Here is a 25,203-nt window from a genome sequence, read left to right on the forward strand (position 1 = left end):
TCGACACCTCCCTATCGACTGAACGCGGGATAGCGCCGCTCCGCCAACCGGATCGACAGCAAGGTGATCGTCGTCAAGGAGAGATAGAACGAGGATGCTGCAAGGTAGAAGGTCAACGGCGCGCGCAAGGATCCGGCGCCGACATAGGCAACGCGCATTATGTCGGTCAGGCCCACGACAGAGACCAGCGCCGTGTCCTTAAAGAGCGATATCCAAAGATTGCCATAGGCGGGCAGCGCCAGCCTCAGCATTTGTGGACCCACGATGAACAACCACCGCTGCCAGGAATTCAGGCCAAGCGACTTCGCTGCTTCGGTCTGCCCCGCTGGCACCGCCGCAATCGCACCGCGGAAGACTTCGGTCGCATAGCCACTGAAGACAACAGTCAGCGCGATGACCCCAGCGGTGAAAGCGTTCACCTCGACATACCTGCCAGCGACCTTGCTGGCGAAGGTGGTTCCACCGAAATAGATGAGGAGGATTATGAGGAGCTCTGGAACACCCCGAACCACGGTCGTGTAAGCGGTCACAACACTTTTGAAACGGGCTGCGGGCGTGCCTTTCGAGATGGCCAACAGTAGGCCGAATACGGTGCCGAGGAACCCACTAACAAGAGCAAGGCCGATGGTAACCATGAAGGCGGCAGCGAATTGAGCAGCAAAACCGCCCATGAGACTCATCCATCGGTTCGCAATCTCGCAATATATGCCGCGTCTTGCCACGGCACATCTACGGTTTTTGACCTGATATTGCGAAATCTGCTAAGGATAACCCTGCAATCAATTTTCAGGATTTCCTCTAAATTACCGACATTGCGTGTTCATTCAATCTATAACTTTCAGAATTTTTGCTATAACGGCAGATTATATACGCTGCCCTCCAAACAATTTGAAATCGAGAGACTGCTACTCGTCTGGCCAAGCCAAGACCGTGCAGGTTGAGAGATTAAATTCCAGACACGTCTGGCGATGCCCACAGTCGGCGCCGCGCCAGCACATTTTCAAGAGCTGCATTGGTGCCGCAGGGCAAGAATCCTCACGATGGCATGAGAGCTCAGGTCGCTAGCCGAGTCCGCGTTCGACTACTTTGCCTTGGGGGGCTCGCAAAATAGCGTGGCCGGATCGCTCTCAAGCACCTTTGCGATCTTTTCCGCCACGTTGAGGGAAGGGTTCTTTTGCCCTCGCTCTATGCCGCCCATGTAGCTGTACGCAAGGCCAGCCTCGGTTGCCAGGGTTTCAAGGGTCATGCCGCGCGCCTTCCGGACTCTACGAACGTTTGCTCCAAAAATCTCCGTAAGGCGCATGCGCGCATAGGCACAAGCAAACCCTCCTCTTTACCAGTCACTATAGTGACTATATGGTGATGGATTCGGAGCTTGCTTGGCGACTTGAGTTTTAAGGAGCTCGGCCCCGATCCAATTCTCAGCTCGGTCCGCCAAGTCAATTGACAGTGGCTCGGGTGTTCTCGAGAAAAAGGGCCCAAAATGGAGTTGCTGCAAAGCGGCTTGAAGCTCCGACAATTGCAGGTCTTTCGTCAGGTGTTGCGGACCGGATCGACGAGACAGGCAGCTGCTGCGCTCGGGATAAGCCAACCTGCGGTCAGCCAGCACGTGAAGCAGCTCGAGGCCGCCCTCGGCATCGCTCTCTTTGAAAGATCGACCAACCGCATCATTCCGTCGAGGAAAGCCTGGGAGCTCCTGCGCAACGTAGAATTGGCTCTGACTTCCATGGACCGCTTGGAAGCGTCGATCTTCGCGATCAAGAACGACGAGAAGCAGCGGATCGCAATTGCCGCACCCGCCGTTTTCGGTTTCGTGACGTTGCCGAAGGTCGTAGCGACTATCCGATCGAAGACGGCTTCAAGTGTCCGGTCAATTTCGGGAAACTACGAGCAGGTGGGTGAACATATCCTGTCGGGGCGGGCAGATCTTGGAATCTCGAGGTTGCCCTTGGATCCCCGGCTGTTTGAATGGGCACCGATCGGGTCGGCACGCAACGTGTGCATCTTCCACCCCAAGCACCGTTTCTCAGCAAAATCATGTGTCGAAGCGCACGACCTGGAAGGGGAAAAGATCGTCGACATCGACCCTCAGTTTGCGTCGCATCAAATGAACTTCAACGCGCTGCGCTTCGCCGGGATCGAGCCGGACATACTGGTGGAATACGATTGCAATGGTTACGAGGTCGGCTTCGTCTCGGCCGGTCTCGGCGTTTCCATCACCAACGAAATCATCGCCCGCGAATATGCAGCGTTCGAGCTGGAGGCAAAGCCGGTGGAGCCCTCGGCCCTCTATCACTACGTTGCGGTCTGGCAGAAAGGCAGGGTCTTTTCCAACGTGTTGGAAGTCTCTCTCGAGGCAATCCTGTCCGCCTTTCAACCGGCGGCGGAAAGCGGACCTACCGTTCTCCCGATACACGCCACTGCCCGCGCTGCTGACCGTTCCTCCTAACGGCTCCGGACTAACCCTTCCGCTCATGCTTTGCCTTCGCGAAACCGCGATCCGTCGCGATGAAACGCTCGAGCATGGGCACGATCAAGCGCAGGGGATCGGTGGAGGATTGCCCCGCTTCGCGTCCGAGAATTTCGGCATATCGGGTTAGGTCGCGATGCAGCGGCGCCGGAAGCTCGATCGTGACTTTGACAGGTTTGTCCTCGGCGATGGGGCCGAGTTTCAGCTTGGCCATTTCAGCCCCCGTATGGTTGGAGCACGAGATCGCGGGTGACGATAACGCGCACGGGAAAACCCGGGCGAATGTCGAGCGTCGGCGCTATCTGGAGCTGGCGCTGGACGATCTGCTGGCCAACCTGGCTGACGCTGTCGGAAGCGCCGCTGCGCAAGGCGCGCACGATATCGCTCTCCTGGCCAGACGAGCCACCCTCCGCCCCGACGCTGAGGATGGTGGAAAGTGCTGCCGCCTTGAACAACTCGCCCCAGTGATAGTCGACGCCATCCTCGAGGCCTGCATAGCCCTGTCCGTCCGCGCCAGGCTGGCGCTCCAGAACAATCGAACGTCCGTCCGGGAAAATCAGCCTGTTCCAGACAAGCAGCACACGTTTTTGCCCGAACCCCACGCCGCTGTCGTATTGGCCGATCACTCTGCTGCCCTGCGGGATCAGAAGCGAGCGCCCTGTCGGGCTGTCGTAAACGTTCTGCGTCACCTGGGCGGTGATCTGACCGGGCAGGTCCGAACGGATACCGGTTACGAGGGCAGCCGGGATGACGGCTCCTGCCTGAAGCACAAAAGGTGAAGCCGGTGGCACGACGCGTTCGGGCGCGACGGTGTTGCGGTCGGCGGCTGCATTCAGGAAGGCAAGCTGGCGGTCCTGCTGCGTTTGTCCGGCAGGAGCCAGACCGGCGAGATCCTGCGTGGCGACATTTGTCAGATGTTCCGTCGTAGTGTCGGCGGCAACTCCGGTCTGGAAGAAGACCTGCGATGTTCGAGCCGCCTCCTCTTCCGCTCGCCGGCGTTGTTCGGCCTCGTCGACAGTGGGCGTCGAAATAGTCGGCGTGACAACGGGCTGCCCCTTGTTCTGGGCGTCGAGGATCGGGCGACCGAGATCTCCGGGAAGCGGCGGCCCAAGTATCGGGCCGGTATAGTCGCGTGGCAGGTTGGCCAGCCCATCCGCCGGTTGCCGGTTGGAAGTCGAAAAGAGTTCTTCGCCGTGGGGGTCTGTCTCGCGCGTCTGCAGGGCGTATATCAGCGCGCCGCCAATGCCGAGCGAAGCGATGAAGGCGACGCCGGCGAGCACCTTGCGCGACAGGCGGGTCACTCGCGGCGGCTCGGCGCGAAGCCGCATGGGAGCGGCCGCCGTTTCGTTCTCGTTCATGGCTGCTCCCCTCCCCTTTGCCTCGTTGGATTGGTGACTTTCGACGCTGAATTCGAGGTAGGGATCCAAGGCAATCGATCGTTCTTGATCCCGTCGCTTCGGACGATCTTCACGGTCTGTTGTCGTTTGCCGCTGCCGAGGCGCAGTTCGGCCGCGCCGAAGAGACGGTCGACAATCAGAATGTTCTGGAAAACCCGGCTGTTGACGATCTGGGCTTCGCCGTCCGGGCCGACGACGAAGATCGGCGGCATCTCGCCCTGTACGATCCCGCGCGGGAACTCGACGTAGACGCGCCTGCCGTCGTCATAGACGGTGACGGGCTTCCACGGCGGCGTGTCACCTGTCAGACCATAGCGGTAGTTGCGCTGGACGGTGTCCGGGATCATCGGCGTGGCAGGAACAACGTGCCGCCGATCGGTTGGCTGCGCCGGGTAGGCCCATGCGACGGCCGGCATGTAAGGCTTTTCGCCTGCGCGCAGTTCGATCATGTAGCTTCGCCGGTCGGTGGTGACCACGAGATTGGTGGTGATGTCGGCGCGCGAGGGCTTCACCAGCACATGGACGCGCCGGGTTAGGCCCGACCCGCTTTCGGTATCGCCGATGATCCAGCGCGCGGTGTCTCCCGCCGCAATCGGGCCGCTGCCAGTCAGGTTCTCGCCGGGCTCGAGAGCGATGTCTGTTATCTGTCCGGGTGCGGCATAGACCTGGTAGAGCGCTCCTTCGCTCCAGGGATAGATCTGAATGGCGTTGTAGTATCCCTCGCGCCGCGGCTGGACGCGCGCGGCCGCGTTGGCGTTCTCGACGCGCGCAGTCGGTGTATCGCCGGCCGCCCCTCCCAGCGTTGGCGTCCAGCCCGGCGGAATGTGTGGCGGTTTGGGTTTCTGTTCGCCGGGTCCTGCCGGGGCGGGCGGCAGCGGCGGCACGTAGGAATCATAGGCAATCTGTGGCGGTTTCTGGAGCTTGGCACAGCTGGTGAGTACCAACCCCGAGAGGAGCGCCGAGGCGAGTACGGATCCACGAAAAGCTGGAAATGCGACGGCAGGCAGTGCGAGGCTCATTGGCTCATCTCCCGCGACCAGTTGATGGCGTTGACGTAGATGCCGAGCGGGTTCACGCGAAGCCGTTCGGTGTCATGCGGCGGCTGGACCACGATTGTGAGGATCGCGGTCCAGTGCTCCGTGGTGGAGAGCTGACCGCTTTCGTAACGACGCTCGGTCCAGGCGACGCGGAAGGAGTACGCGGAGGCACGGATGACCGAAGAGACCTCGACCGCCACCTGCTGCTTGCCGACTTTGGAAAAGGGATCGTTTGCGCGGGCATAATCATTGAGAGCCGCCGCACCCTGGTCGGTCGTCCACTCGTAGGCGCGCAGCCAATCCTGGCGCACGATGATCGGATCGGCCGGGATCGATCGGACCTGCTCGACGAAGCGGGCGAGGTGCCAGGCGATTTGCGGGTCGGTCGGCTTGTAGTCGGCAGTCGCCGGCGCGACCGTCTGCGCCTGTCCGAGCGCATCGACCTGGACCACCCACGGCACCACCGATCCCCGCGCTGCCATCCACACGACCGAGCAGGCGAGGCCAGCCGAGAGGATCAGCGACCCGAAGGCCATGTACCGCCAGTTCCTGGCTTGCACGCGGGCGGAACCGATGCGCTCGTCCCAGATCTGCGACGCCTTCTGATAAGGCGTCTCCGGTTGAGCTGATTTGCCGTAGTGGACGGCGGGTCGTCGAAAGATGTTCATTGGTCATTTGCCTTCGGAGAGAGAAATCGATGTGCCGCTGCCGTGGGCTTCGCCGGCACGCACGGCGTGCGCTGTGACCTGGACGCCATGCGACAGGCGCTGCGATCGCTGCATGCGTTTGGCCCAGTCCGGCGGGCTCCTGGCCACGCTGCTCGTCTGGCCGTCGCGGCCGAATGACGGATCGTTGGCTGCACCGGCCCCGCCTCCGACAGTCCCCAGAGTCGATGAACCACCGGTGGCCTCGACGGCCGAATTGACCCCGGAAGCGAAGCTCGACTTCATGGATTGGCTGGCGCGCGCGGCGGCGCGCTTGAGAGGCGAGGCAGCAGCGGACACAGCAGCGCCTGCAACGCCGCCCATCCCGGAGGCGATGCCCGCGGCGCCAGTCTGGCCGGCGGAACCAAGAGTATAGGCGGCAGACGCACCGCCTGCGAGAGATGAGCCGCGCCGTGCCGCCAATGGCGCTGCAGACAAAGCCGCGCTTCCGCCTCGCATCGCGACACCAGCAGTGCCGCCGGCGACGAGCGCCATGCCGCCTGCCGCGAGACCTGTTCCAACGGCCGCTCCCGCCCCAAGCTGCGGTCCGCCGGAGACAAGACCGTTAGCAATGCCGGGACCGAAGATACCGAGCCCAAGCAGTGACAGCGCCGCCAGCACGATCGCCATCGCCTGGTCGATTGTCGGGTTCTCGCCGCCGAAGCCCTGGGTGAACTCGCCAAACAGCGTCGAGCCGATGCCGATGACGACGGCAAGCACAAGCACCTTGATGCCCGATGAGATGACGTTGCCAAGCACGCGTTCGGCCATGAAGGCCGTCTTGCCGAAGAGGCCGAAGGGGATGAGAACGAAGCCTGCCAGCGTCGACAGCTTGAACTCGATCAGGGTGACGAAGAGCTGCACGGCCAGGATGAAGAAGGCGAGCAGGACGAGCGCCCAGGCGAAGAGCAGGCAGGCGATCTGGATGAAGTTCTCGAAGAAGGACACGTAGCCCATCAACCCCGAGATCGCCTCAAGCAGGGGTCGTCCCGCATCGAGGCCGGTTTGCGCGACCTTGCCTGGACGAAGCAGATCCTGGACTGAAAAGCCCGTGCCGCTCGCCTTTAGCCCGAGCCCGGAAAAGCTTTCGAAGACGATTTGGGCAAGGCTGTTCCAGTTGGAAATCAGGTAGGCGAAGACGCCAACGAACAGCGTCTTCTTGACGAGCCGCGCGAGAATGTCGTCATCGGCGCCCCAGCTCCAGAAGAGGGCGGCAAGCGTCACGTCAATGACGATCAGCGTGGTGGCGACAAAGGCGACTTCGCCGCCGAGCAGGCCAAAGCCGCTGTCTATGTAGCGAGTGAAGGTGGCGAGGAATTGGTCGATGACGCCGGTGTTGCCCATGCCTATCGCGTCCCCGGCGAGGTCGCATCTTTCGGCGGCGCGCCGACCGGCCCGGAAGCGGAGGTCGCAAATGGCGCTTTAAGCCCGAGGAACCGATCGCGCTGTTCGGCCCACAAGCGCAAGCAACCGCTGTCACGCAAAGCGACCTCACCCAATGTCTGGCAGCGGCGCAGACCCTCATGGAGCGGGTTCGGCGCCAAAGCGGCAGGCAATTGAGTAGCGGCATCGTGCGGCCGGTCCTCCGTCCGGGTCATCTCGAGCGCGGTCGCCGTAATGGCGACCGCGACCAAGATGACGGCGACGACGCGGGCGAGTGACTTGCCATCCACGTTCGGAACCCTCAGCGATTGAACATTGCAGCATTGCCGGCCTGGTAGCCGGAGCCGGGGGTGAGGAAGCGACGGCGCTGCTCGCGGCCCTGGTCGGCGGCGGCGGCACGTTCGGCTTCGCTCAGCGCCTGGGCGCGGCCGTTGGCGGCGACAACGGCGGTGAGGTCCGCAAGCTGTTGGCCCTGCAGCGCAAGAAGCTGGTTGCCGGCTTGCGTCGCTTGCAGCGCTCCGGTCGCCGATTGGCTGGCGCCGACCAGCGCCGACATCTGCGCGCGACTGGTGTCGATGTTTCCGACGACGCCCGCCTGGACGCGCATAGCGTCCTGAAGACCGCCGACCGTGTTTTGCCAGCGCGAGCGCGCATCCGTGACCAACTGCTGGTCGGAAGCGGAGAGCGAGGCACTGCCATATTGATGCTGAAACGCTTGGTCGACCTGCCGCACGTCGAAGGCGATGTTCCGCGCCTGGCCGAGAAGCTGTTGCGTGCGCTGCACGGATTGCTGCAGTTGCTGCAGCGAGGACAAGGGCAAGCTCGCAAGGTTGCGGGCCTGATTGATCAGCATCTGGGCCTGGTTCTGCAGCGAGGTGATCTGATTGGTGATCTGCTGCAACGATCGCGCGGCCGTAAGCACATTCTGGGAATAGTTCGATGGATCAAACACGATAAAGGCATGCGCCGGCGCCGTTGCCAGCGGCGAAATCGAGACCGGCGCGGCGAGCATTGCCGCGACCAGAAGAAGGTCACGCGAGTGGATCTTGCGGATAGTCATGATTGAGGCTCCTTTTCAGCTTGCAGTGGGGACGTGGAGATCGGGAATGAGGTCAGCGGCCCAGCCGACGTTTCGGGCGCGCAGCCAGGATGCAAGGAAGCCGTCACGCCCGTGTTCGGCGGCGATGCTGGCGATCAAGGCCTGATCGGTTTTTGAGGATGCGGCGCAGAGCGCCAGCCCAACTTCGGACAGGCCAAGTTCGAAGAGCCGGTTGCCACGCCGGGACTGGCAGTAGTAGTCGCGTTTCGGCGTTGCGCGCGCCAGGATCTCTATCTGGCGGTCGTTGAGACCAAAGCGGCGATAGATCGCCGTGATCTGCGGCTCGATCGCGCGTTCGTTCGGCAAGAGCAGCCGGGTCGGGCAACTCTCGATGATAGCGGGCGCGATGTTCGAATTGTCGATGTCAGATAGCGACTGCGTGGCGAAGATGACGCTGGCGTTCTTCTTGCGCAGCGTCTTCAGCCATTCGCGCAACTGGCCGGCGAAACCTTGGTCGTCAAGGGCGAGCCAGCCCTCGTCGATTATCAGCAATGTCGGCCGCCCGTCGAGCCGGTCACCGATGCGATGGAAGAGGTAGGAGAGAACCGCCGGCGCGGCTCCGATGCCAACGAGACCCTCGATTTCGAACGCCTGGACTGACGCCGCGCCAAGATGTTCCGCCTCGGCATCGAGCAGCCGGCCGTATGGACCGCCGATGCAGTAGGAGCGAAGGGCTTGCTTCAGGTCGTTCACCTGCAAAAGCACGCTGAGGCCGGTGATGGTGCGTTCCTCGACTGGCGCCGAGGCCAGCGACGTCAATGCGGCCCAGATGTGTTCCTTGGCATCCGGGGTAATAGCGATGCCTTCGCGCGCCAGGATCGCCACCACCCAGTCGGCGGCCCAGGCACGCTCGTAGGTCTCGTGTATGCGGGCTAGTGGCTGGAGGGAGACCGACGGTTTCGTGCCTTCGGTGAGTTCGCCCCCGAAATCGTGCCAGTCGCCCGCCATGGCAAGTGTCGCGGCGCGGATCGAACCGCCGAAGTCGAAGGCGAAGACCTGGGCCCGCGCATAGCGGCGAAACTGCAAGGCCATCAGCGCCAGCAGCACCGACTTGCCGGCGCCGGTGGGGCCCACGACAAGCGTGTGCCCCACGTCGCCGACATGCAGGGACAACCGGAACGGGGTCGAGCCCTCGGTCTTGCCGTAGAGCAAGGGGGGCGCACCGAAGTGCTCGTCCCGTTCCGGCCCCGCCCACACGGCAGAGAGGGGAATCATGTGGGCGAGATTGAGTGTCGAGATGGGCGGCTGGCGGACATTGGCGTAGGCGTGTCCGGGCAATGAGCCGAGCCAGGCGTCCACGGCATTGATGGTTTCGACCATGGCGGTGAAGTCGCGGCCCTGGATGACCTTCTCGACGAGACGAAGTTTCTCCTGCGACACTCGCGGATCGGCGTCCCAGACCGTGACGGTCGCAGTGACGTAGGCCATGCCCGCCACGTCTGCCCCGAGTTCCTGCAAGGCCATGTCTGCGTCGGCGGACTTGTTGGCGGCGTCGGTGTCCACGAGCACGGAGGCCTCGTTGGTCATGACCTCCTTCAGGATCGCCGCAATCGACTTGCGCTTGGCAAACCATTGCCGCCGTATCGCCGTCAGCAGCTTGGCGGCATCGGTCTTGTCGAGCAGGATCGCGCGCGTCGACCAGCGATAGGGAAAGGCAAGCCGGTTGAGGTCATCGAGCAGACCCGGCGTGGTCGCGGTCGGGAAGCCGACGATGGTGAGCACGCGCAGATGCTGGTCGCCAAGGCGCGGTTCGAGCCCACCGGTCATCGGCTGGTCGGCCAGCAACGCGTCGAGATAGATGGGTGTCTCAGGGACGCGCACGCGCTGGCGCTTCGTCGAGACCGTCGAATGCAAATAGGTCAGCGTCTCGCTGTCATCGAGCCAGCGGCATTCCGGCATGAAGCCTTCGAGCAGGGAGAGCACGCGCTCGGTGCGATCGGCAAAGGCGCGCAGGATTTCGTTGGCATCTATCCCGGACTGATCGCGCCCCTCGTAGAGCCACGTCTCGGCGCGGGCTGCTTCCTCGGCCGGCGGCAAATAAAGGAAGGTGAGGAAGTAGCTCGATACGAAATGAACTTCTCCTTCTTCGAACTCGGCCTTGCGCTCGGCGTCGACCAGGCGAGAGGCGGGATCGGGAAACTGGCTCTCGGGATAGGTCGCGGCGGCGTGCCGCTGCGCCTCGACAAAGAGGCTCCAACCCGAACCGAGGCGACGGACGGCATTGTTGATGCGCGAGGCCACCGCGACCAGTTCGGCCGCGACGGCGGATTCTAGGTCCGGCCCCCTGAACGTAGCGGTTCGCTGAAAGCTGCCATCCTTGTTCACCACCACGCCAGGCGCAACGAGCGCGACCCATGGCAGGTAGTCGGCAAGGCGGCTGGCGCTCCGGCGATATTCGGCAAGGTTCATCATGATCGCGCCCTCAAACAGACATGTGAGCGGGGAGGCGCAGATGCCGGCGGCCGACTTCCACGAACAACGGATCGCGCTTTGCAGCCCAGACCGCTATGAAATGCCCAAACACCCAGATGATGAGACCGACCAGCCAGAGGCGCAGGCCAAGGCCAACCGCGCCTGCCAGTGTGCCGTTCAGGATCGCGATGGAGCGGGGTGCACCGCCAAGCAGGATGTGCTCGGTCAGCGCCCTATGAACGGCGACCGTGAAACCGGGCACCGCGTCAAGCTGTTCGAAAGCGGTTGCCATCAGATCAACGCTCCGCCGCCAAACGAGAAGAAGGACAAAAAGAAGCTCGACGCCGCGAAGGCGATCGACAGGCCAAAGACGATCTGGATCAGCCGCCTGAAGCCGCCGGACGTATCGCCAAAGGCAAGCGTCAGGCCGGTGACGATGATGATGATGACGGCAATGATCTTGGAGACCGGCCCTTCGATCGACTGAAGGATCTTTTCGAGTGGCTGTTCCCACGGCATCGACGAGCCGGCGGCATTGGCGGCCGGGGCCACCATGAGAGAGATAACGAGAGTGGCGACCGCCGAAGCCAGGTGCTCGCGGGAAAGCTTGCGGATCATGATTTGTCTCCTGTGTCGTGCGGGGTGGCTTGAGAGGTGCGATAGTCGCCGTCGGGTCCAAGCCCATCGATGCGTGCGAGTTCGGTCAGTCGCCGCGCGGGACCGCGTCCCGACAGGACGGCGACAAGGTCAATGGTTTCGGCGATCAGCGCGCGCGGTACCGTGACGACGGCTTCCTGGATGAGTTGCTCGAGACGGCGCAGCGCCCCGATCGCGGATCCGGCATGGATGGTGCCGATGCCGCCGGGGTGCCCGGTGCCCCATGCCTTCAGCAGGTCGAGGGCCTCGGCGCCTCGCACCTCGCCGATCGGGATGCGGTCGGGTCGCAGGCGCATTGAGGATCGGACGAGGTCGGAGAGCGTGGCGACACCATCTTTTGTGCGCATGGCGACAAGGTTGGGCGCGGCGCACTGGAGTTCGCGCGTGTCCTCGATGATGACGACGCGATCGGCCCCCTTTGCCACTTCGGCGAGCAAGGCATTGGTGAGCGTCGTCTTGCCCGTGGACGTGCCGCCGGCGACCAGGATGTTCGCGCGGGCAGCGACGGCAGCGCGCAACGTCGCCGCCTGACCGTCTGTCATGACACCAGCCGCCACGTAGTCTTGGAGTGTGAAGATCGCGACAGCTGGCTTGCGGATGGCGAAGGCCGGCGCGGCGACGACCGGCGGCAGCAGTCCTTCGAACCGTTCTCCGGTTTCGGGCAATTCGGCAGAGACCCGTGGAGAGCGCGGATGCACTTCCGCGCCGACGTGATGAGCCACCAGGCGCACGATGCGCTCGCCATCGGCGGCAGACAGCACCTTCCCCGTTTCGGCCAGACCTTCGGTGAGGCGGTCAACCCAAATCCGGCCGTCGGGATTCAGCATGACTTCGACGACGGCGGGATCGTCCAGCAGCCGTGCTATTTCGGCTCCAAGCGCTGTGCGCAGCATGCGCGAGCTGCGGGCGCGTCCTTCGCTATTGTTTTGCGAAACCGTCATCTCGTCCCCGTCTTTCCGTTGGGGACAACTCGGATGGTCCCCGCTCGGGGATGACTAAGAGAACCGGATATCGGTTCGCTTCAACAAGTATATCGAGGCGTAGTAGCGTGGCGTGTAATTACAGGAGAACGGCGGTGCGGCTGCCTTTTCTCGTTGATCGGAGAGCGATCGGGGTCGGATCGGTGAACCGGGCTCCCCACAACTCACGTCGCCGCGAGCCGCGCCTGTTATTGCCGATCTTAAGGAGAGGAGACCGACGCGGGGATTGCGCATCCGTCGCTAGATTCATCAGCGATAGCGCATAACCGCCATTTATACGCAATCGCGTTATAGCCGATCTATACGCGAGTGCGTATAGTGCGCGTGCAGATGACAGAAGAACGGCTGCAATGATGAGCCTCGGTGTTGAACCGAACCGCGGCCCTCCGACCTCGAGGATGGCCCTGGTTGCCGTCGCTAGGGAATGCGTCGAGCGGCAAATCTTGCTCGAGTTCAACTGGAACCGAGGCCGAGCACGCGCTCCAGATTGTCATACGCCGCACGCTGCCTCGCTCGCGGCATGCGTTCCAGATTGTGCAGCTTCCAGCGGACCGCGGGAAGCCTGTCGGCGCCCACGACATCGAGCAGGCTCCAATCCGGTCGACTGGCTTTGAACGATAGAAGAAATTTGCGCTGATTGTCGGTCAAAGCCCTGTTGAGGTCGCTGACCAGTCGTTCGCGAACGGTGAGGAGTTCGTCGAGGCTGACTTCGACCTGGGACATACGGACGAATTCCCCTTCGTAGATGCCGGCTATGTTCTTGCGGGTGGGTTGCAACAGTTCTGCCATCGTCCGGTTGTGGCTGATGAGGTAAACCAGAAAGGTCCTGACCAGATCCTCGGTGAGGCCCTCGCTTTCAAGGAGCAGCTTCACGTCAAAAAGATCCCGCGGATGCTGCCGGTCGAGTGCGGCACAGATTTTTCCGGCATACAGGTCCGGAAAAGACAGCAGTTGCATTTCGACATAGCCGAACTGCTCTTCGACCGCCGGCGATACTTCGCGCAATTCCTCTGGAAGCACGGACCCGCGTAGCACCGGGGAGAGCTCGATCTTGATTCGGTCGGCGCCCTGCGAAATGAAGAGGCGCAACGCATCGGCCTGATGCTCGAAGGAGCGAATGATTTCGGTTCCGGGCATCGCGGCGCTGATGGCGTCCGCGATGCGGGCAAGCGCCTCCGCCACGTTTTTCAATGCCGTGTCGCGATCATCCATCGGCAGATAGACAAGGTCGATGTCGACGGAGAGGCGCGGCAGGTCGCGGACAAAGAGATTGATGGCGGTGCCGCCTTTCAGCGCAAACGATTTCTCGACTGCCACCAGTGGCAGGATGCGGGTCAGGAGGCGGACTTGTCCGTAGTAAGGGCTGGTGCTGTCCACATCTCCTCCGGGATGGTTATGCGATATTTTGAATCGAGTCTGCCGTCCTTGGCCAGAACCCTGTTGCCGCTACCAAGGCCGAGCGCATCGAGCGCTTTGGGAGCGGGCAGCTTCTTGAACCATGCATAATTATTGCGCTCGGCCATCCAGTAGAACAGGCGGCGAACCTTGACGCTGGTGCACTTGCGCAAAAGCTGCTCCATGCGCCGTGGCGAAAGCGTCGTCATCCCCTGAAGCAGTTGATTGGCGTGCTCGAACGAGACCGTCTCCGGAACATCCATCAGCACCTCCAGATAGGCCCTTTCGGGCGATGATAAGGTGACAGACCAAAAATCCTGCTGCCGGCCCGGAGCTTGCACATCTACAAGCGTGCGCTCGACCGGATCATATTCGCGGTGGACGAGCCCGAATCCCAAAAGCGAGGGAAGGCCGTTGTGGCGTATGAATTTTACGGTCGGTATCGCATGGTTCAGCCAGGCCGGCAAAGCGGCCTTACTGTAAAGATGCACTGTCCTTTGGCGCGACAGCGGCAGGTAATGCGCAAATCCCTGCAGCTCGAGCGCGGTCAGCCCGCCGACACTAAGATCCCTGCCGAATATGCTCTCCAAGGCGGCCACCACGCCTTGCCAGGTCAAATGAGTGCCGGGCCGCACATAGACGCCCGGCGCCAGCGATCTGAGCTGGTTGCTTTTGAGCAGATTATCCACTGCATGACGATCAAATTGCGGGCTTTGCTTCTTTAGCCATTGCTTCGTTACCGGAAGCCCCTCGGGTAGCAGGGTTTGAAGCAGCGCTCGGCGATCAGCATTCGTTGGCATGGGTTTGTAGATTTCCGCATACGCGGCGATGATCGCCGCAATGTTCCATTTTTATAAACTATCATGATCGCCATTGGTTTACAACAATTGGAATTTGCGGCGATTATCGCCGCATTATGGAAAAAATGTAAACACATCTGTCATTAGCTGGACACCCGCCGACAACGCAAAGTGATGCGCCTAAACCCCGCCGGATTCTTTCGGATCGACATCCTCCGAAATCTCCTGCCGCAGCTTCGGCCCCTTCGCCAGCCGCCGGCCCAGGGCAGTGACAAAGGCCTCGTAGCGTTCCGCTGCCTTGGATCGCGCAGCCTGTGCTGCTGGCTCCGGCAAGGCGGGCGTGGTCGCCAACCAAAAGCGGACGAACACGGCCAAGGTCTCGACCGCGATGCCGCTATCGCGTTCCTGCCTGGCCAGGCGGCGGTCGACCTGGTCGAGGCGCTTGGTGATCGCGGCCTCGCGACGCTCATCCGCATCGGGCGACAGGAACGAAGCGATCGCGGCTTCGGCTATCATGGACTGGGATTGATCGCGTCGCGCCGCATAGTCCTGAAGCATCGTCATGAGGGGCGGATCGAGATAGACGGAGATCTGCACTTTCTTCTGGCGAGCGGTCATGGCGGCTACAACTCCATGCCATCATCGGGGTCCAGGGAAACCTGCCGTGCCACGCCCTCTACGAGGCGGGCCAGGCGTCGATTGCTGACGGCATCATCGTCGCCATCGTCGACCGGGTCGATCTCGAACTCGTTCTCGATCGCGGCCGTCTTCTCGACTGGCGGCGCGCGATTGAGTTCGGGCTGTTGGCGCTGCTCGGATCCCGTCGGATCTTCATCGTCCTGTCGCGGCGAACCTTGGGGAGTGTCAACAACGCCGCCGGCCAGGACCGGCAGGTGGCTCCAATCATCGGGATGCCTCCCTTCCGGACGGAACAGTTCAGGTGGCGGCAGCACGCGCTCCTGGAAGCGGGCATCCTCGTAGTAGCGGGCCTTCTTCGCTCGGATCGGCGGCACCCCCGCCACCATCACGATCTCGTCGGTCGGTGGAAGCTGCATGACCTCTCCAGGGGTCAGCAACTGGCGGGCGGTCTCTTGCCTCGACACCATGAGATGCCCGAGCCAGGGCGACAGCCGGTGACCGGCATAGTTCTTCATTGCCCGCATCTCCGTCGCTGTGCCCAGCGCGTCGGAGACACGCTTGGCGGTTCTTTCGTCGTTGGTCGCGAAGCTGACGCGCACATGACAGTTGTCGAGGATGGAGTTATTCGGGCCGTAAGCCTTTTCGATCTGATTCAGCGACTGAGCAATCAGGAAGCTCTTCAGCCCGTAGCCTGCCATGAAGGCCAGCGCGCTCTCGAAGAAGTCGAGGCGGCCGAGCGCTGGAAACTCATCCAGCATCAGCAGCAACCGGTGGCGGCTGGTCTTTGTGTGCAGGTCCTCGGTCAGGCGACGCCCGATCTGGTTCAGGATGAGGCGTATGAGCGGCTTGGTCCGACTGATGTCGGACGGCGGCACGACCAGGTAGAGCGTCGCCGGTTGCTTGCCGCCGACGATGTCGGCGATCCGCCAGTCGCAGCGCCTTGTCACCTCGGCGACGACGGGATCGCGATAGAGGCCGAGGAAGGACATGGCAGTGGACAGCACGCCGGAGCGCTCGTTGTCGGATTTGTTGAGCAGCTCGCGCGCAGCACTGGCGATGACCGGATGCGGGCCGGGTTCACCGAGATGCGCGGTTCGCATCATCGCCGCCAGCGTCGACTCGATCGGACGCTTCGGATCGGAGAGGAAGGCGGCAACGCCGGCGAGCGTCTTGTCATTCTCGGCATAAAGGACGTGAAGGATCGCGCCGACCAGCAACGCGTGACTGGTCTTTTCCCAATGGTTGCGCTTCTCGAGGCTGCCTTCCGGGTCAACGAGAATGTCGGCGATGTTCTGGACATCGCGAACCTCCCATTCACCGCGGCGGACTTCGAGGAGTGGATTGTAGGCCGACGATTTCGAATTGGTCGGATCGAAGAGCAGCACGCGACCGTGCAGTGCGCGGAAGCCGGCGGTGAGCTGCCAGTTCTCACCCTTGATGTCGTGGACGATCGCGGAACCCGGCCAGGCAAACAGCGAAGGCACCACCAGGCCGACGCCCTTCCCCGATCGGGTCGGAGCAAAGCACAGAACATGCTCGGGTCCGTCGTGGCGCAGGTAGTGGAGATCGTAGCGCCCAAGCACGACGCCGTCGGCGCCAAGCAGGCCAGCCGCCTCCACTTCCCTCCTGCCGGCCCATCGAGCCGAACCGTAGGTGAAGACATTTTTGACTTCACGCGCCCGCCAAACCGACATGCCGATCGCAACAATGATCGAGAGGAAGCCTCCGGACACGGCGATCAGTCCGCCTTCCACGAAAACATTCGGAGCGTAGGCGTCGTAAAAGTACCACCACCAGAACAAGGAAGGCGGATAGTAGATGGGCAGGCCGGCCAGATCGAACCAGGGCGGCCCGAGTTGCGCCTGGTAGCCCAGCCTCCACGCGGTCCATTGCGTCGCTGTCCAGATCGTCACCAGAACGATCAGGAAGACCGTGAGTATCTGGCCCCAGAGGATTTTGGTGGCGGACATGGCATCATCCCTTCTTGTGTCCTTAGAGGCCAAGCCCCCGCCTGCGGCCAAAGCTCCAGTCGACACCTCCGCCATCACGTAAGACACCGGAGACATGCTGGCCGAGATGTTTTTCGAGGGAGGGCGTCCAGGGCACGAGTTGAAAGCCAAGGCCGTCGTCGACCATGGCAAAGCGGCCTGACGCAAGCGACAAGCGCTGGCGATAGATGCCGCCGACATAGGCTCCACTGGCAGGACGGTTGAACGGCTGTCCGGACTCGGCCGCGATCTTTGCACCGACCAGTTCGAGTTCTCGGCGGCGCAATGTCTCGATCAGGTTGCTGTTGAAAACAACGCGCGCACCCAAACGCTTCGCAAGGCCTTCGCTGATGAGGTGATCGGCCCGCTGATCCAAAGCCTCGTGAACCTCGGCGCCGAAGCCACCTGCGCTCAACGCGGCTGGCTCGCGGGCGATGGCTTGCCGGTCAAGCCAGGTCGCGCCCTCTGCCGTGATCTGCTCATGCAGGCCGAGGTCAGAGCGGACGGCGAGTGCAACCCTGCGCCGGCCGCTCGCATCATCGAACTTACGCAGTTCGACGATCGACCCTGGCGGGCCGTCCCCAGTTGCCTCCAGATCGCCAAGTCTGATGTGGTGCGTGCGTCCGTCGACACCGTCGACGAGGGCGTAGGCTGTGCCGCTCAGCTCGTCGTCGAGACCGCGATCGAGCAGCCGCCCGACAATGGGTGTATCGAGGCTTTCGGCCGCCAAGACATAACCGCCCGACCCGCGCTCGATCCCGCGCTCGGTCAAGGCGCGGTGCATTCGTTTGATGATGTCGCTACGCTCGCCGAGCGCGCGCAGGGTCGTCTCGGCCCTGTCGTCAATCACCCATTGACCTTGGGCAACTTGATCGGCAAGACCAAGGGCTTCGAGCTTGCGCAGGCGGCCGACCTTTTGCACGTGATGCTCGTCGGTCGGCCTATAGGCACTTGGGGCAAGATCGATGGTGCCGGTGCGCGACATGTCGCGGCGCAGTTGACGATCAAGCTGGGTCCAGCGTTCGGCTTCGATCTGCCGCTGCAGATTGCGGCGGATGTCGAGATCCGACCGAGGACCGAGTTCCTGGGTAACGAGATCGGCGGCTCGGGCGCGCATCCCTTCCTTGATGTAGTCGCGTGAGATGACGAGATCTTGCCCGTCACCTGTGCGTCCACGCAGGATGACGTGGATATGGGGATTGTCGGTGTTCCAATGGTCCGCCGCGACCCAATCGAGCTTCGTGCCGAGATCCTTCTCCATATGCCGCATAAGGTCGCGGGTGAAGGACCTGAGGTCGGACATCTCCGGCGCATCCTCTGGCGAGACGATGAAGCGGAAATGGTGTCGGTCGCCATCACAGCGCTCGGCAAACACCTTGACGCTGGTATCATCGGTCTCGGGGCCGAACATGCGGGCCTTTTCCCCGTCACGGGTCACGCCCTCGCGTTGCAGGTAGGAAAGGTGTGCGGTGAGCGGCACGCCACGCGCCGAGTGACGAACGACGCGGGTCTTGATGACCGTGACGCGCGAGCGACCGGTCAGCAGGCGGTTGGCCTGGATGTTGGCGATCCGGCCCCGGCCGAAGCGCGAACGGTTGCTATGACTGATGTGACCGGTGCGGGAGATGCTTCCACCGGCTTTCTTCGCCGCCGCCAGCGCCTGTGCGATAAACGGCCGCGCAGCCTGATCGTGGTTGCAGCGAATGCGCCCAGGTCGAATCCGAAGGTCGCGCTCATCGGCCATGCCGCTGTCCTGCAACGTGGAAAAGAGGATGCCGATACAAAGCCTTGGGTATTCGACGCACATTGCGCCGAATGACCGCAATGTGCGCAGGGCACCTGAAAATCCCCAAAAACCAACCGACCGGCCAGCACACAATGTGCGGGCTTTTATCTAGCCATCCCTCGGTTGTGTTGCCTGCCTCTCCCCTCTCCGCACGCCTTGCTGCGCCGGAGCACGAGATGATGCGAAAAGCGCTCACGCGGCTCATTGCGCGGACCTTTCACTCGCTCTGGGCACGAACACGCCAGTTGAGCGAGGTTCGGCGTCAGCCAGCCCGTCCTTTGGCACAGACTCTGAACCGCTATCGCGGGAACGCCGCGGTTGCAGCGAACGGTCGGTGAGCCGGTCGCCCGGCTGCGCAACGAAAAGCGGTGCCCGCTCCCAATTGTGCTGTGTCGGGACTGCCGGACCAATAGTTTCCCCTGCGCCGTCATTGCCGATGGCGGATGTAACGACGGTGACATAGGCGCGCGTTTCGCGAGGCAGCCGCCTGCCTTGCAGTGAGGCCTCGTAGCGTCCGGGACCGGCGTTGTAGGCGGCGATCCAGCCGGGCGATCCGTAGCGGTCGAGCAGTTCGCGGATATAGGCCGAGCCTGCGATGATGTTGTCGTGCGGATCGTAGGGATCGCGGCCCAGCCGGTACCTGTCGCGCAGATCGAACCAGGTTTCAGGCACAATCTGCATCAGACCCATGGCGCCCTGGCGCGATATGGCGCGTTGGTCGCCGGCGCTTTCGGCGATGAGAACGGCGCGGATCCACGCGGGCGGAAGGCGAAAGCGCCTCGCCGCTTCCGCGATGTGGACGTCATAGAGTTTGCGCGCCGACGGCAAGTCGACTGTCGGGCTCTGCGCCAGGGCATGCGCGGAAACCAGGCATAGGATGCTGAGCCCGCCAAGCACGCCAAGAGTTCTGCGCCGGCACGTGCGAGGCGATGCGGGCGCTCCCGGTTGGGTCGTCGGCCGACGGCGCGCGGACATCACCTGTCCTTCTCAGCGCGCTCACTCGGGCGCGACCATTGCAAGGACCAGGAGTTGTTGTCGTCGCCGTTCTGGAACAGATAGGCGCGGATCGGCTGCGCGAAAGTCGGGTCATCTAACTGCAGCGTTACGAACTCGCCGGCCTTTTCGCTCGAGTGTTTCCAACCGGCGCCGATCGCGGTGCCGTCTTCTGCGCCAGCGTGCACACGATAGTCGGGCGCATTGTCCGCATCGCACGCTTCCGCCACGACGATCGCAACCTCGAGGTTGAGGCTGAGCGTGCGGATTTGTCCTGAATACCCGGTCTGATGGCGGATGAACTCTCCGATCTGTGGCATGTCTTGTCTCCTGTCCTTGATGGTTGCGGTGACGAACGGACGGCGTTGAAGGCGCCGCCGGTGGCGCGCTCACCGCGCTTGCGCGCGCCATTGGAAGCGGCCGTCGCCCTGCTCGTCCGTCCACAGCGGAACCGCGTGGCCGACGATGTGATCTATGGGGAGGAGGCCGAAGTAGCGTCCGTCGAAGCTGTCGCGGACTTGGTTGTTCATCAGGAAAACGGCGCCGAGGGGAATGGGCCGGCAACCCTGCCAATCTGGCAGATCGCGACCGGCGCGATCGCGTTTGAGCGCCGTGCCGACTTCGGTGCCATCGACGGAAAGGGTGAGAACTTTCCGACACACGGTCTGGCCAGAAACTGCAACGACGTGCTTGAGCAACAGCACGCCCTTCGGCAGATAGCCGCGGTCGGCAAGCAATGTTGCGAGCGGTTCGGGTGCCTCTATGGCAACGAGATCGGTTGCCGAGAACGGTACGCCGCCGTCGATCAGGTACAGGCCGATTGGCGTGCTGGCTGAAGCATTCCAGATTAACCTTGGCGACATCGCGGTGGACGCGGGAAAGAGCATGGCCGTGGTCGCCAACGCGGTCGCAAGGAAAATTACGGGCCGCGTCATGGCTGAACCCGCCGGCGGAGCAAATGGGCGCGGTGAAGATCCAGCGTATAGGCGCGTGGCTCCTGTGCGGCCGTCAATCGGTTGTGGACATGCCGCCAGTGATCGGCTGAGACCGCTTGCGGATCGATGCCGAGTTGCTCGATGCCATCGATCGTTTGCAACACCCGCTCCACCTTGGGCCAGCCCTCGGACCTGAGCAGGATGTCGCCGCCGGGTCGCACGAAAGGCAGCGTCTGGTGGGCTTCGCCCTCGCCAACGACGCGCACGATATCGACACGGGAAATAATCGTGCCGAAGTCGTTCGCGGCCCAGCGAACGAAGGCAAAGACGGCGCCAGGACGAAACGAGACGAGGCGCCGGTGGCGGTCGAGGATCTTTTCCTGAGCGACCGAACCGAAGCGGATCCAGGACTCGATCTTCTTCTCAACCCATGTCAGTTCGACGTGGGTCAAGGCGTCATCGTCCATCGCGCCGAGCCCCGATCGGCCTGAACGAAAGTCAACGACAGTGCCCATCGGCTGTCTCCTGATTTCACGGGGAAGCGAGCCGTGAGATGTAGTTGCCGAAGTGATGCCAGCGTGGTGAATCCACCGCGCCTGGGCGCGCGGCACAAGTCAGCGCCCATACCGACCGGTCGGCGCAAAAGCTGCCGGCGGATGCCGCTTGGCGGGAAGCACGGAACCGCGTGGGTCCGAAGTCGAGGTCACTGCGCCGCGCTCAGCCCATGCCTGGAGCTCGTCGACGGCGTAAACGACACGACCGCCAAGTTTGCGATAGCCAGGGCCAGTGCCGTAGGTGCGGTGTTTCTCCAGCGTGCGGGACGACAGGCTGAGGAACTCGGCAGCTTCCTTGGTGCGCAGAAAGCGCGGCGGCAAAACGGCTAGATCTGGTCGCATGTAACGAGCCTCCGTGGAGTTTTGAGAACCGCTGGTGCTCAGCGGCGGACAGCGACCACCGTGGCGGAAAGGCGACTTCGCAGAGGATGGGGAAGATTGGGGGGCGCAATATTCCCACCCGGGAGCGCTAGGAGCGCTTGCGATGGCGCAGCAGTTGCAGATAGCCGCCGGCGATCATGGCTCTTCCACCCTTGACGAGACCGATCACGGTGTCGCGCAGGGATGAGGTTTTCCACGGCGCGGCGAGAACTCGCCCCGTCCCGTAGAAAGCGGTCGCGATTTCACGGTAGCTGGCGCCATGGGCGCGGCCATCTGAGGCCCGCATCATCAGGCGCAGGCGGCGCCTCTGTTGAATTGTCATTCGCGTATCGGGGGGAACAGGCCGCCTGTTGTAGGCACGCCAGAAACGAACGAGAGCCTCCACCCGTCCGAGTGTCTGAGAATCCAGCGGTATCAAAGCTGTAAGGGAACGGTTCTCGTCACCGCCGGGAAGGAGGAGAAGTTGTGTTGCTATGCCGCTGTCATGGACGACATGCGAACCTTGCGGACTGTCGCGACCAGGGCCGACCCCGGCAAGCGCCCTGGAAGGGTCGGACGACAGGAAGTCCGGCGACGGGGCGAGGGCCAGCACGGCAGGATCGGCAAGAGGTGACCACAAAACGACTTGCGTCAATGCGGACAGGTCGGGACGGGCCGCGAAATCGCAACCCCCAACGTCTCTGCACTTCTGCTGGAAACGGTTTCGTCTCAGTTCCCGAACGAACAAGCGCCAGGTAGAGCCGCTGATATGAATCTGAGCGGCGCAGGCATTCCCAGGCGAGTCCTTCGATTGGCAAGTTGTCGAAGAAGTCGTAGCTGTTATCGTCCCCCCAACGCGACGTGTTCGGCTTCATCGTGTGGGTCCTCGTCAAACTGCAAGTCGTGCCTGCATCGATTCCGGGCGATTGGGATTGGCGGAAGACCCTGGATGGACATCGCGTGATGCTTTTTCGGCATCACCGAGGCGGCAATATTGGCTAGGTGTCGGTCTTTCGCAGAAGTTGCCGGTAGCCTGTGCGTGTCATCCAGCGCGCCCGCGCCAGATGGCTGTCATGAACCTGTCGGGCACGCTGTGGCTCCTCTTTCGGATCAATCCCAAAGAGGATTCTGACCACCTCGTGCCAATCGGCGCCGTCGGCGTCGGCGTCAAACAAGCGCATGTAGAGCTTGATGTGGCTGCGGTCGTATTCGGTAAGTACTTCCCCCGTGGGCGCGGCGTCGTCGAACGGCTCGATCATCGTTTTCACTCCCCAACCCGCGAGATGGAAATCACAGTTCTTACAGAGGTCGCGGCAGCTGCGGAGGCCGCTTTGCGAGCATCACACGATGCTAAGTCGACATCGCCGCCCACTGCGCGCCATGTCGCTTCCCGGTTTGACGGCAAGAGGCCCCGCCCGGATGAACCGGGCGGGACTGCGTGTACCTCCTTATTCTGCGCCGCGGCGGCTCGGGCGGGACCAGATCAGGCTGTAGGCCTCACCGTCCTCGTCATTGAAGAGGTTGGCGAAGATCGGGGCGGTGAAGCTCGGATCGTCCAGCTTGAGGCCCAGATAGTCCCGGCCCTCGTTGGACTGCTTGGACCAGGCGGCGCCGAGTTTTCACTCCCCAACCCGCGAGATGGAAATCACAGTTCTTACAGAGGTCGCGGCAGCTGCGGAGGCCGCTTTGCGAGCATCACACGATGCTAAGTCGACATCGCCGCCCACTGCGCGCCATGTCGCTTCCCGGTTTGACGGCAAGAGGCCCCGCCCGGATGAACCGGGCGGGACTGCGTGTACCTCCTTATTCTGCGCCGCGGCGGCTCGGGCGGGACCAGATCAGGCTGTAGGCCTCACCGTCCTCGTCATTGAAGAGGTTGGCGAAGATCGGGGCGGTGAAGCTCGGATCGTCCAGCTTGAGGCCCAGATAGTCCCGGCCCTCGTTGGACTGCTTGGACCAGGCGGCGCCGATCTCTGCGCGGCCGACGAAGACCCGGTGGCTGGGGGCGTTCTCGCCATTGGCGCGGGTTTCAGGAACGATGCGCACGCCGCGGGCCTGGACGCTGAGAGTGACGATTTCGCCAGTGAACTCGTTGTTGCCGGACTTTTTGAAGGTGCCGATGGTGGCCATGATAATTCTCCTTGATCTATCTGTCTCGAGCTCCGCACCATTGCGGCTCGATGGTGGTCGAAAGGTCGAAGGCGATCGCTTGCGCACCGGAGGGCCGAAGCGCAGCAGAGGACGGCGCTGGAGCGACTTTGTTGCTTCGCGAGGAATGACGGCGCAGCCGGCAGGGGAAGAAAGTCGTGACGCACCGTTGCGCAACAGGCGATTGAGGCGAAGCCGTCCTTCAGACCAGAAACACCAATCGAAGAGACCGCATCGGTGTTGGCCACGACAGCCTAGGTGCCAGGAGAAGAGGTGACCTGCGCCGATCTGACCCCGGCAACAGAGGCTCCGCGCAAACGGTAGTCGCTTCGCAACTGGGCCGCGCGTCTGCATTGACTAATCTGCCCATAGGGTGGTCTCCGGCACCCGGCTCTTCGGCGTTGCACATAGAGGTCTCCCGAGTTCGCAGGCTACAGCGATGCCTGCGGTGCAAAATTCGATCGCCGTTTCCGCATCCACGTGCCGGCTTGTCGGCAAGGGATGAGGGCGTCGGTCATCGTTGTCGTGTCTCTGACGCCCCAGAAAGCTCCGGCAGGCTTTGGCCATGCACGGGTCGTTCGGATTCCGTACGTGTGGGATTCTGACGGACAGTTGCCTTGGTCCTAAAAACTTGGGAGCATGGGTTTGTGGGGGACTTATCACGCCAAATCGAACGATAAGTTGGCGCCTGTCAGCGGGCTGCTCGCCGTCCTAGCGGTTGCGCTTGGCCCTTCCGTTGCCGAAACGGTGGATGTGAAATATCGAGTCCGGTGGATCTCGCTTTGAAGGCACAGGTGAGCTGGATAGCAGCGTGGTTGGTGAGGCTGCGAAAGGGTCGATAGACAGCCGGGCAGCCCTAACGTCCATTTGAATTGCCTTTGAGGCCAAGGTTGTTATCAGCAGCCAAGAATGGATAGGTGGTCCCGGAAGATCGCGCTTTTCATCATGGCCATGGCGATTGTCATCATCGTCACGTCCGTGTGGCTATTCGAGCCGCCTGGCTGGGGCAGGTTCTGAAAGCACCCGGCAGACCTATTCTATACCCCGCTATATCGGCCTACAATTGCGGTTGCCGACAAACGTCCCCCCTATGAGTGCCGGTAGGCCCGGCGGCCGAACCCCAAAGACCCACACCCCCGAACGCTGGGCCGTCCGCGTAGACGGTCGATTAGCCGCCTTCGGCCTTGCGGTAGGCATCCGGCTTTGTGTCGGGCGTGTAGATCACTCCTACGGCCGTCCCGCCGCATCTGTTGCATTTCAGCTTGGAAATGAGGTCATCGGCCATTGCCGGCGCGTCAGGGCCATAGCGGTCCCGGAGCTGGGCGAGATCGAGCTTCTGGCTATGGTTGCAGGGCGACCAGTGGCAAAACGCCGTCACGGTCATCTTCGCGTCGATCATGCATTGAAACGTCCAGCCCTTCGCCATCGGGTCGATATAGCGCGCCACAGGGAAGCCCGCCAGCGCA

General features: G+C 62.5%; 29 protein-coding genes and 1 pseudogene. 1 reads left to right on the forward strand and 29 read right to left on the reverse strand.

The features are described 5' to 3' along the window. Window positions 1–11: 11 nt before the first annotated feature. Both PU724_RS29305 and PU724_RS29310 read right to left on the reverse strand, forming a co-directional pair. Window positions 12–671, reverse strand: a complete 660-nt coding sequence (locus PU724_RS29305) for an ABC transporter permease (protein WP_354422573.1) — start codon at window positions 669–671, stop codon at window positions 12–14. A gap of 410 nt (window positions 672–1,081) precedes the next feature. Further along, window positions 1,082–1,303 (reverse strand): helix-turn-helix domain-containing protein, encoded by a 222-nt coding sequence (locus tag PU724_RS29310; protein WP_354422571.1) that lies wholly within the window; start codon window positions 1,301–1,303, stop codon window positions 1,082–1,084. 180 nt (window positions 1,304–1,483) lie between these two features. Here PU724_RS29310 and PU724_RS29315 point away from each other — a divergent pair, with 180 nt between their 5' ends. After that, on the forward strand, window positions 1,484–2,449 hold the full coding sequence (locus PU724_RS29315; RefSeq protein WP_354422569.1) for a LysR family transcriptional regulator: 966 nt from the start codon (window positions 1,484–1,486) through the stop codon (window positions 2,447–2,449). 10 nt (window positions 2,450–2,459) lie between these two features. On the opposite strand, the gene PU724_RS29320 is transcribed toward PU724_RS29315, so the two are convergent. From PU724_RS29320 to PU724_RS29450, 27 genes and pseudogenes are all read right to left on the reverse strand, one after another. Beyond that, window positions 2,460–2,684 (reverse strand): DUF2274 domain-containing protein, encoded by a 225-nt coding sequence (locus PU724_RS29320; protein WP_112098765.1) that lies wholly within the window; start codon window positions 2,682–2,684, stop codon window positions 2,460–2,462. A 1-nt stretch (window position 2,685) separates the two neighbouring features. After that, window positions 2,686–3,828 (reverse strand): TraB/TrbI/VirB10 family type IV secretion system protein, encoded by a 1,143-nt coding sequence (locus PU724_RS29325; RefSeq protein WP_354422566.1) that lies wholly within the window; start codon window positions 3,826–3,828, stop codon window positions 2,686–2,688. Then, on the reverse strand, window positions 3,825–4,886 hold the full coding sequence (trbG, locus tag PU724_RS29330; RefSeq protein ID WP_354422564.1) for a P-type conjugative transfer protein TrbG: 1,062 nt from the start codon (window positions 4,884–4,886) through the stop codon (window positions 3,825–3,827). The genes PU724_RS29325 and trbG overlap by 4 nt, the downstream gene beginning before the upstream one ends. Then, a complete protein-coding gene (trbF, locus tag PU724_RS29335; RefSeq protein ID WP_354422562.1) occupies window positions 4,883–5,572 on the reverse strand; it encodes a conjugal transfer protein TrbF in 690 nt (229 codons plus the stop codon). Before trbF ends, trbG begins: the two co-directional genes overlap by 4 nt. 3 nt (window positions 5,573–5,575) lie before the next feature. After that, a complete protein-coding gene (gene trbL, locus PU724_RS29340) occupies window positions 5,576–6,952 on the reverse strand; it encodes a P-type conjugative transfer protein TrbL (RefSeq protein ID WP_354422561.1) in 1,377 nt (458 codons plus the stop codon). A gap of 2 nt (window positions 6,953–6,954) precedes the next feature. Then, window positions 6,955–7,281 carry a putative entry exclusion protein TrbK-alt gene (gene trbK-alt, locus PU724_RS29345; RefSeq protein WP_354422559.1) on the reverse strand — a complete coding sequence of 109 codons (327 nt, stop codon included), beginning with the start codon at window positions 7,279–7,281 and terminating at the stop codon, window positions 6,955–6,957. Window positions 7,282–7,292: 11 nt separating this feature from the next. Then, on the reverse strand, window positions 7,293–8,051 hold the full coding sequence (trbJ, locus tag PU724_RS29350) for a P-type conjugative transfer protein TrbJ (protein ID WP_354422557.1): 759 nt from the start codon (window positions 8,049–8,051) through the stop codon (window positions 7,293–7,295). A gap of 15 nt (window positions 8,052–8,066) precedes the next feature. Continuing rightward, window positions 8,067–10,502, reverse strand: coding sequence for a conjugal transfer protein TrbE (gene trbE / locus PU724_RS29355; protein WP_354422555.1), 2,436 nt, complete (start codon window positions 10,500–10,502; stop codon window positions 8,067–8,069). 10 nt (window positions 10,503–10,512) lie between these two features. Then, the gene (locus PU724_RS29360; RefSeq protein ID WP_354422553.1) at window positions 10,513–10,794 is read right to left on the reverse strand and encodes a VirB3 family type IV secretion system protein; all 282 of its coding nucleotides are present in this window, start codon (window positions 10,792–10,794) and stop codon (window positions 10,513–10,515) included. Then, a complete protein-coding gene (locus PU724_RS29365; RefSeq protein ID WP_354422551.1) occupies window positions 10,794–11,120 on the reverse strand; it encodes a TrbC/VirB2 family type IV secretion system protein in 327 nt (108 codons plus the stop codon). Before PU724_RS29365 ends, PU724_RS29360 begins: the two co-directional genes overlap by 1 nt. Further along, window positions 11,117–12,100 carry a P-type conjugative transfer ATPase TrbB gene (gene trbB, locus PU724_RS29370; RefSeq protein ID WP_354422550.1) on the reverse strand — a complete coding sequence of 328 codons (984 nt, stop codon included), beginning with the start codon at window positions 12,098–12,100 and terminating at the stop codon, window positions 11,117–11,119. Before trbB ends, PU724_RS29365 begins: the two co-directional genes overlap by 4 nt. 492 nt (window positions 12,101–12,592) lie before the next feature. After that, the gene (locus PU724_RS29375; protein ID WP_354422548.1) at window positions 12,593–13,516 is read right to left on the reverse strand and encodes a nucleotidyl transferase AbiEii/AbiGii toxin family protein; all 924 of its coding nucleotides are present in this window, start codon (window positions 13,514–13,516) and stop codon (window positions 12,593–12,595) included. Then, window positions 13,474–14,334: a type IV toxin-antitoxin system AbiEi family antitoxin domain-containing protein gene (locus PU724_RS29380; RefSeq protein WP_128346241.1), complete on the reverse strand. Its 861-nt coding sequence runs from the start codon at window positions 14,332–14,334 to the stop codon at window positions 13,474–13,476. The genes PU724_RS29375 and PU724_RS29380 overlap by 43 nt, the downstream gene beginning before the upstream one ends. 180 nt (window positions 14,335–14,514) lie before the next feature. Then, window positions 14,515–14,952: a CopG family transcriptional regulator gene (locus PU724_RS29385; RefSeq protein ID WP_128332905.1), complete on the reverse strand. Its 438-nt coding sequence runs from the start codon at window positions 14,950–14,952 to the stop codon at window positions 14,515–14,517. Between the two features lie 5 nt (window positions 14,953–14,957). Continuing rightward, on the reverse strand, window positions 14,958–16,943 hold the full coding sequence (locus PU724_RS29390) for a conjugal transfer protein TraG (protein WP_354422545.1): 1,986 nt from the start codon (window positions 16,941–16,943) through the stop codon (window positions 14,958–14,960). Window positions 16,944–16,965: 22 nt separating this feature from the next. Further along, window positions 16,966–18,705 (reverse strand): relaxase/mobilization nuclease domain-containing protein, encoded by a 1,740-nt coding sequence (locus PU724_RS29395; RefSeq protein WP_354422543.1) that lies wholly within the window; start codon window positions 18,703–18,705, stop codon window positions 16,966–16,968. A gap of 243 nt (window positions 18,706–18,948) precedes the next feature. After that, complete coding sequence (locus tag PU724_RS29400) at window positions 18,949–19,644, reverse strand: lytic transglycosylase domain-containing protein (protein ID WP_354422541.1); 696 nt, start codon at window positions 19,642–19,644, stop codon at window positions 18,949–18,951. A gap of 77 nt (window positions 19,645–19,721) precedes the next feature. Further along, the gene (locus PU724_RS29405) at window positions 19,722–20,060 is read right to left on the reverse strand and encodes a DUF736 domain-containing protein (protein ID WP_354422539.1); all 339 of its coding nucleotides are present in this window, start codon (window positions 20,058–20,060) and stop codon (window positions 19,722–19,724) included. A gap of 69 nt (window positions 20,061–20,129) precedes the next feature. Further along, a complete protein-coding gene (locus PU724_RS29410; RefSeq protein WP_354422537.1) occupies window positions 20,130–20,675 on the reverse strand; it encodes a S26 family signal peptidase in 546 nt (181 codons plus the stop codon). Then, window positions 20,672–21,190: a DUF2840 domain-containing protein gene (locus tag PU724_RS29415; protein WP_354422535.1), complete on the reverse strand. Its 519-nt coding sequence runs from the start codon at window positions 21,188–21,190 to the stop codon at window positions 20,672–20,674. Before PU724_RS29415 ends, PU724_RS29410 begins: the two co-directional genes overlap by 4 nt. 99 nt (window positions 21,191–21,289) lie before the next feature. Further along, window positions 21,290–21,571: a helix-turn-helix transcriptional regulator gene (locus tag PU724_RS29420; protein WP_127282164.1), complete on the reverse strand. Its 282-nt coding sequence runs from the start codon at window positions 21,569–21,571 to the stop codon at window positions 21,290–21,292. Window positions 21,572–21,698: 127 nt separating this feature from the next. Further along, on the reverse strand, window positions 21,699–22,202 hold the full coding sequence (locus PU724_RS29425; RefSeq protein WP_128272743.1) for a DUF2285 domain-containing protein: 504 nt from the start codon (window positions 22,200–22,202) through the stop codon (window positions 21,699–21,701). After that, a complete protein-coding gene (locus PU724_RS29430) occupies window positions 22,093–22,464 on the reverse strand; it encodes a transcriptional regulator domain-containing protein (protein WP_354422533.1) in 372 nt (123 codons plus the stop codon). The genes PU724_RS29425 and PU724_RS29430 overlap by 110 nt, the downstream gene beginning before the upstream one ends. A 123-nt stretch (window positions 22,465–22,587) precedes the next feature. Further along, window positions 22,588–22,848, reverse strand: a complete 261-nt coding sequence (locus PU724_RS29435; protein WP_187331524.1) for a DNA -binding domain-containing protein — start codon at window positions 22,846–22,848, stop codon at window positions 22,588–22,590. A gap of 189 nt (window positions 22,849–23,037) precedes the next feature. After that, window positions 23,038–23,208, reverse strand: a pseudogene (locus PU724_RS29440) (DUF736 domain-containing protein); the annotation flags it as partial. Between the two features lie 184 nt (window positions 23,209–23,392). After that, window positions 23,393–23,719, reverse strand: a complete 327-nt coding sequence (locus PU724_RS29445) for a DUF736 domain-containing protein (protein WP_128346233.1) — start codon at window positions 23,717–23,719, stop codon at window positions 23,393–23,395. Window positions 23,720–24,905: 1,186 nt separating this feature from the next. After that, a complete protein-coding gene (locus PU724_RS29450; RefSeq protein ID WP_426213724.1) occupies window positions 24,906–25,136 on the reverse strand; it encodes a hypothetical protein in 231 nt (76 codons plus the stop codon). Window positions 25,137–25,203: the final 67 nt, after the last annotated feature.

This window comes from Mesorhizobium abyssinicae (genome assembly GCF_049887195.1).
In the GTDB taxonomy this organism is placed as follows: Bacteria; Pseudomonadota; Alphaproteobacteria; order Rhizobiales; family Rhizobiaceae; genus Mesorhizobium; species Mesorhizobium abyssinicae.

Coding starts and splice junctions, on each gene's coding strand:
- PU724_RS29305 (WP_354422573.1), bottom strand. CDS start 671: ATGGGCGGTTTTGCTGCTCAATTCGCTGCCGCCTTCATGGTTACCATC.
- PU724_RS29310 (WP_354422571.1), bottom strand. CDS start 1,303: ATGCGCCTTACGGAGATTTTTGGAGCAAACGTTCGTAGAGTCCGGAAG.
- PU724_RS29315 (WP_354422569.1), top strand. CDS start 1,484: ATGGAGTTGCTGCAAAGCGGCTTGAAGCTCCGACAATTGCAGGTCTTT.
- PU724_RS29320 (WP_112098765.1), bottom strand. CDS start 2,684: ATGGCCAAGCTGAAACTCGGCCCCATCGCCGAGGACAAACCTGTCAAA.
- PU724_RS29325 (WP_354422566.1), bottom strand. CDS start 3,828: ATGAACGAGAACGAAACGGCGGCCGCTCCCATGCGGCTTCGCGCCGAG.
- trbG (WP_354422564.1), bottom strand. CDS start 4,886: ATGAGCCTCGCACTGCCTGCCGTCGCATTTCCAGCTTTTCGTGGATCC.
- trbF (WP_354422562.1), bottom strand. CDS start 5,572: ATGAACATCTTTCGACGACCCGCCGTCCACTACGGCAAATCAGCTCAA.
- trbL (WP_354422561.1), bottom strand. CDS start 6,952: ATGGGCAACACCGGCGTCATCGACCAATTCCTCGCCACCTTCACTCGC.
- trbJ (WP_354422557.1), bottom strand. CDS start 8,051: ATGACTATCCGCAAGATCCACTCGCGTGACCTTCTTCTGGTCGCGGCA.
- trbE (WP_354422555.1), bottom strand. CDS start 10,502: ATGATGAACCTTGCCGAATATCGCCGGAGCGCCAGCCGCCTTGCCGAC.
- PU724_RS29360 (WP_354422553.1), bottom strand. CDS start 10,794: ATGGCAACCGCTTTCGAACAGCTTGACGCGGTGCCCGGTTTCACGGTC.
- PU724_RS29365 (WP_354422551.1), bottom strand. CDS start 11,120: ATGATCCGCAAGCTTTCCCGCGAGCACCTGGCTTCGGCGGTCGCCACT.
- trbB (WP_354422550.1), bottom strand. CDS start 12,100: ATGACGGTTTCGCAAAACAATAGCGAAGGACGCGCCCGCAGCTCGCGC.
- PU724_RS29380 (WP_128346241.1), bottom strand. CDS start 14,334: ATGCCAACGAATGCTGATCGCCGAGCGCTGCTTCAAACCCTGCTACCC.
- PU724_RS29385 (WP_128332905.1), bottom strand. CDS start 14,952: ATGACCGCTCGCCAGAAGAAAGTGCAGATCTCCGTCTATCTCGATCCG.
- PU724_RS29390 (WP_354422545.1), bottom strand. CDS start 16,943: ATGTCCGCCACCAAAATCCTCTGGGGCCAGATACTCACGGTCTTCCTG.
- PU724_RS29395 (WP_354422543.1), bottom strand. CDS start 18,705: ATGGCCGATGAGCGCGACCTTCGGATTCGACCTGGGCGCATTCGCTGC.
- PU724_RS29405 (WP_354422539.1), bottom strand. CDS start 20,060: ATGCCACAGATCGGAGAGTTCATCCGCCATCAGACCGGGTATTCAGGA.
- PU724_RS29410 (WP_354422537.1), bottom strand. CDS start 20,675: ATGACGCGGCCCGTAATTTTCCTTGCGACCGCGTTGGCGACCACGGCC.
- PU724_RS29415 (WP_354422535.1), bottom strand. CDS start 21,190: ATGGGCACTGTCGTTGACTTTCGTTCAGGCCGATCGGGGCTCGGCGCG.
- PU724_RS29420 (WP_127282164.1), bottom strand. CDS start 21,571: ATGCGACCAGATCTAGCCGTTTTGCCGCCGCGCTTTCTGCGCACCAAG.
- PU724_RS29430 (WP_354422533.1), bottom strand. CDS start 22,464: ATGAAGCCGAACACGTCGCGTTGGGGGGACGATAACAGCTACGACTTC.
- PU724_RS29435 (WP_187331524.1), bottom strand. CDS start 22,848: ATGATCGAGCCGTTCGACGACGCCGCGCCCACGGGGGAAGTACTTACC.
- PU724_RS29445 (WP_128346233.1), bottom strand. CDS start 23,719: ATGGCCACCATCGGCACCTTCAAAAAGTCCGGCAACAACGAGTTCACT.
- PU724_RS29450 (WP_426213724.1), bottom strand. CDS start 25,136: ATGATCGACGCGAAGATGACCGTGACGGCGTTTTGCCACTGGTCGCCC.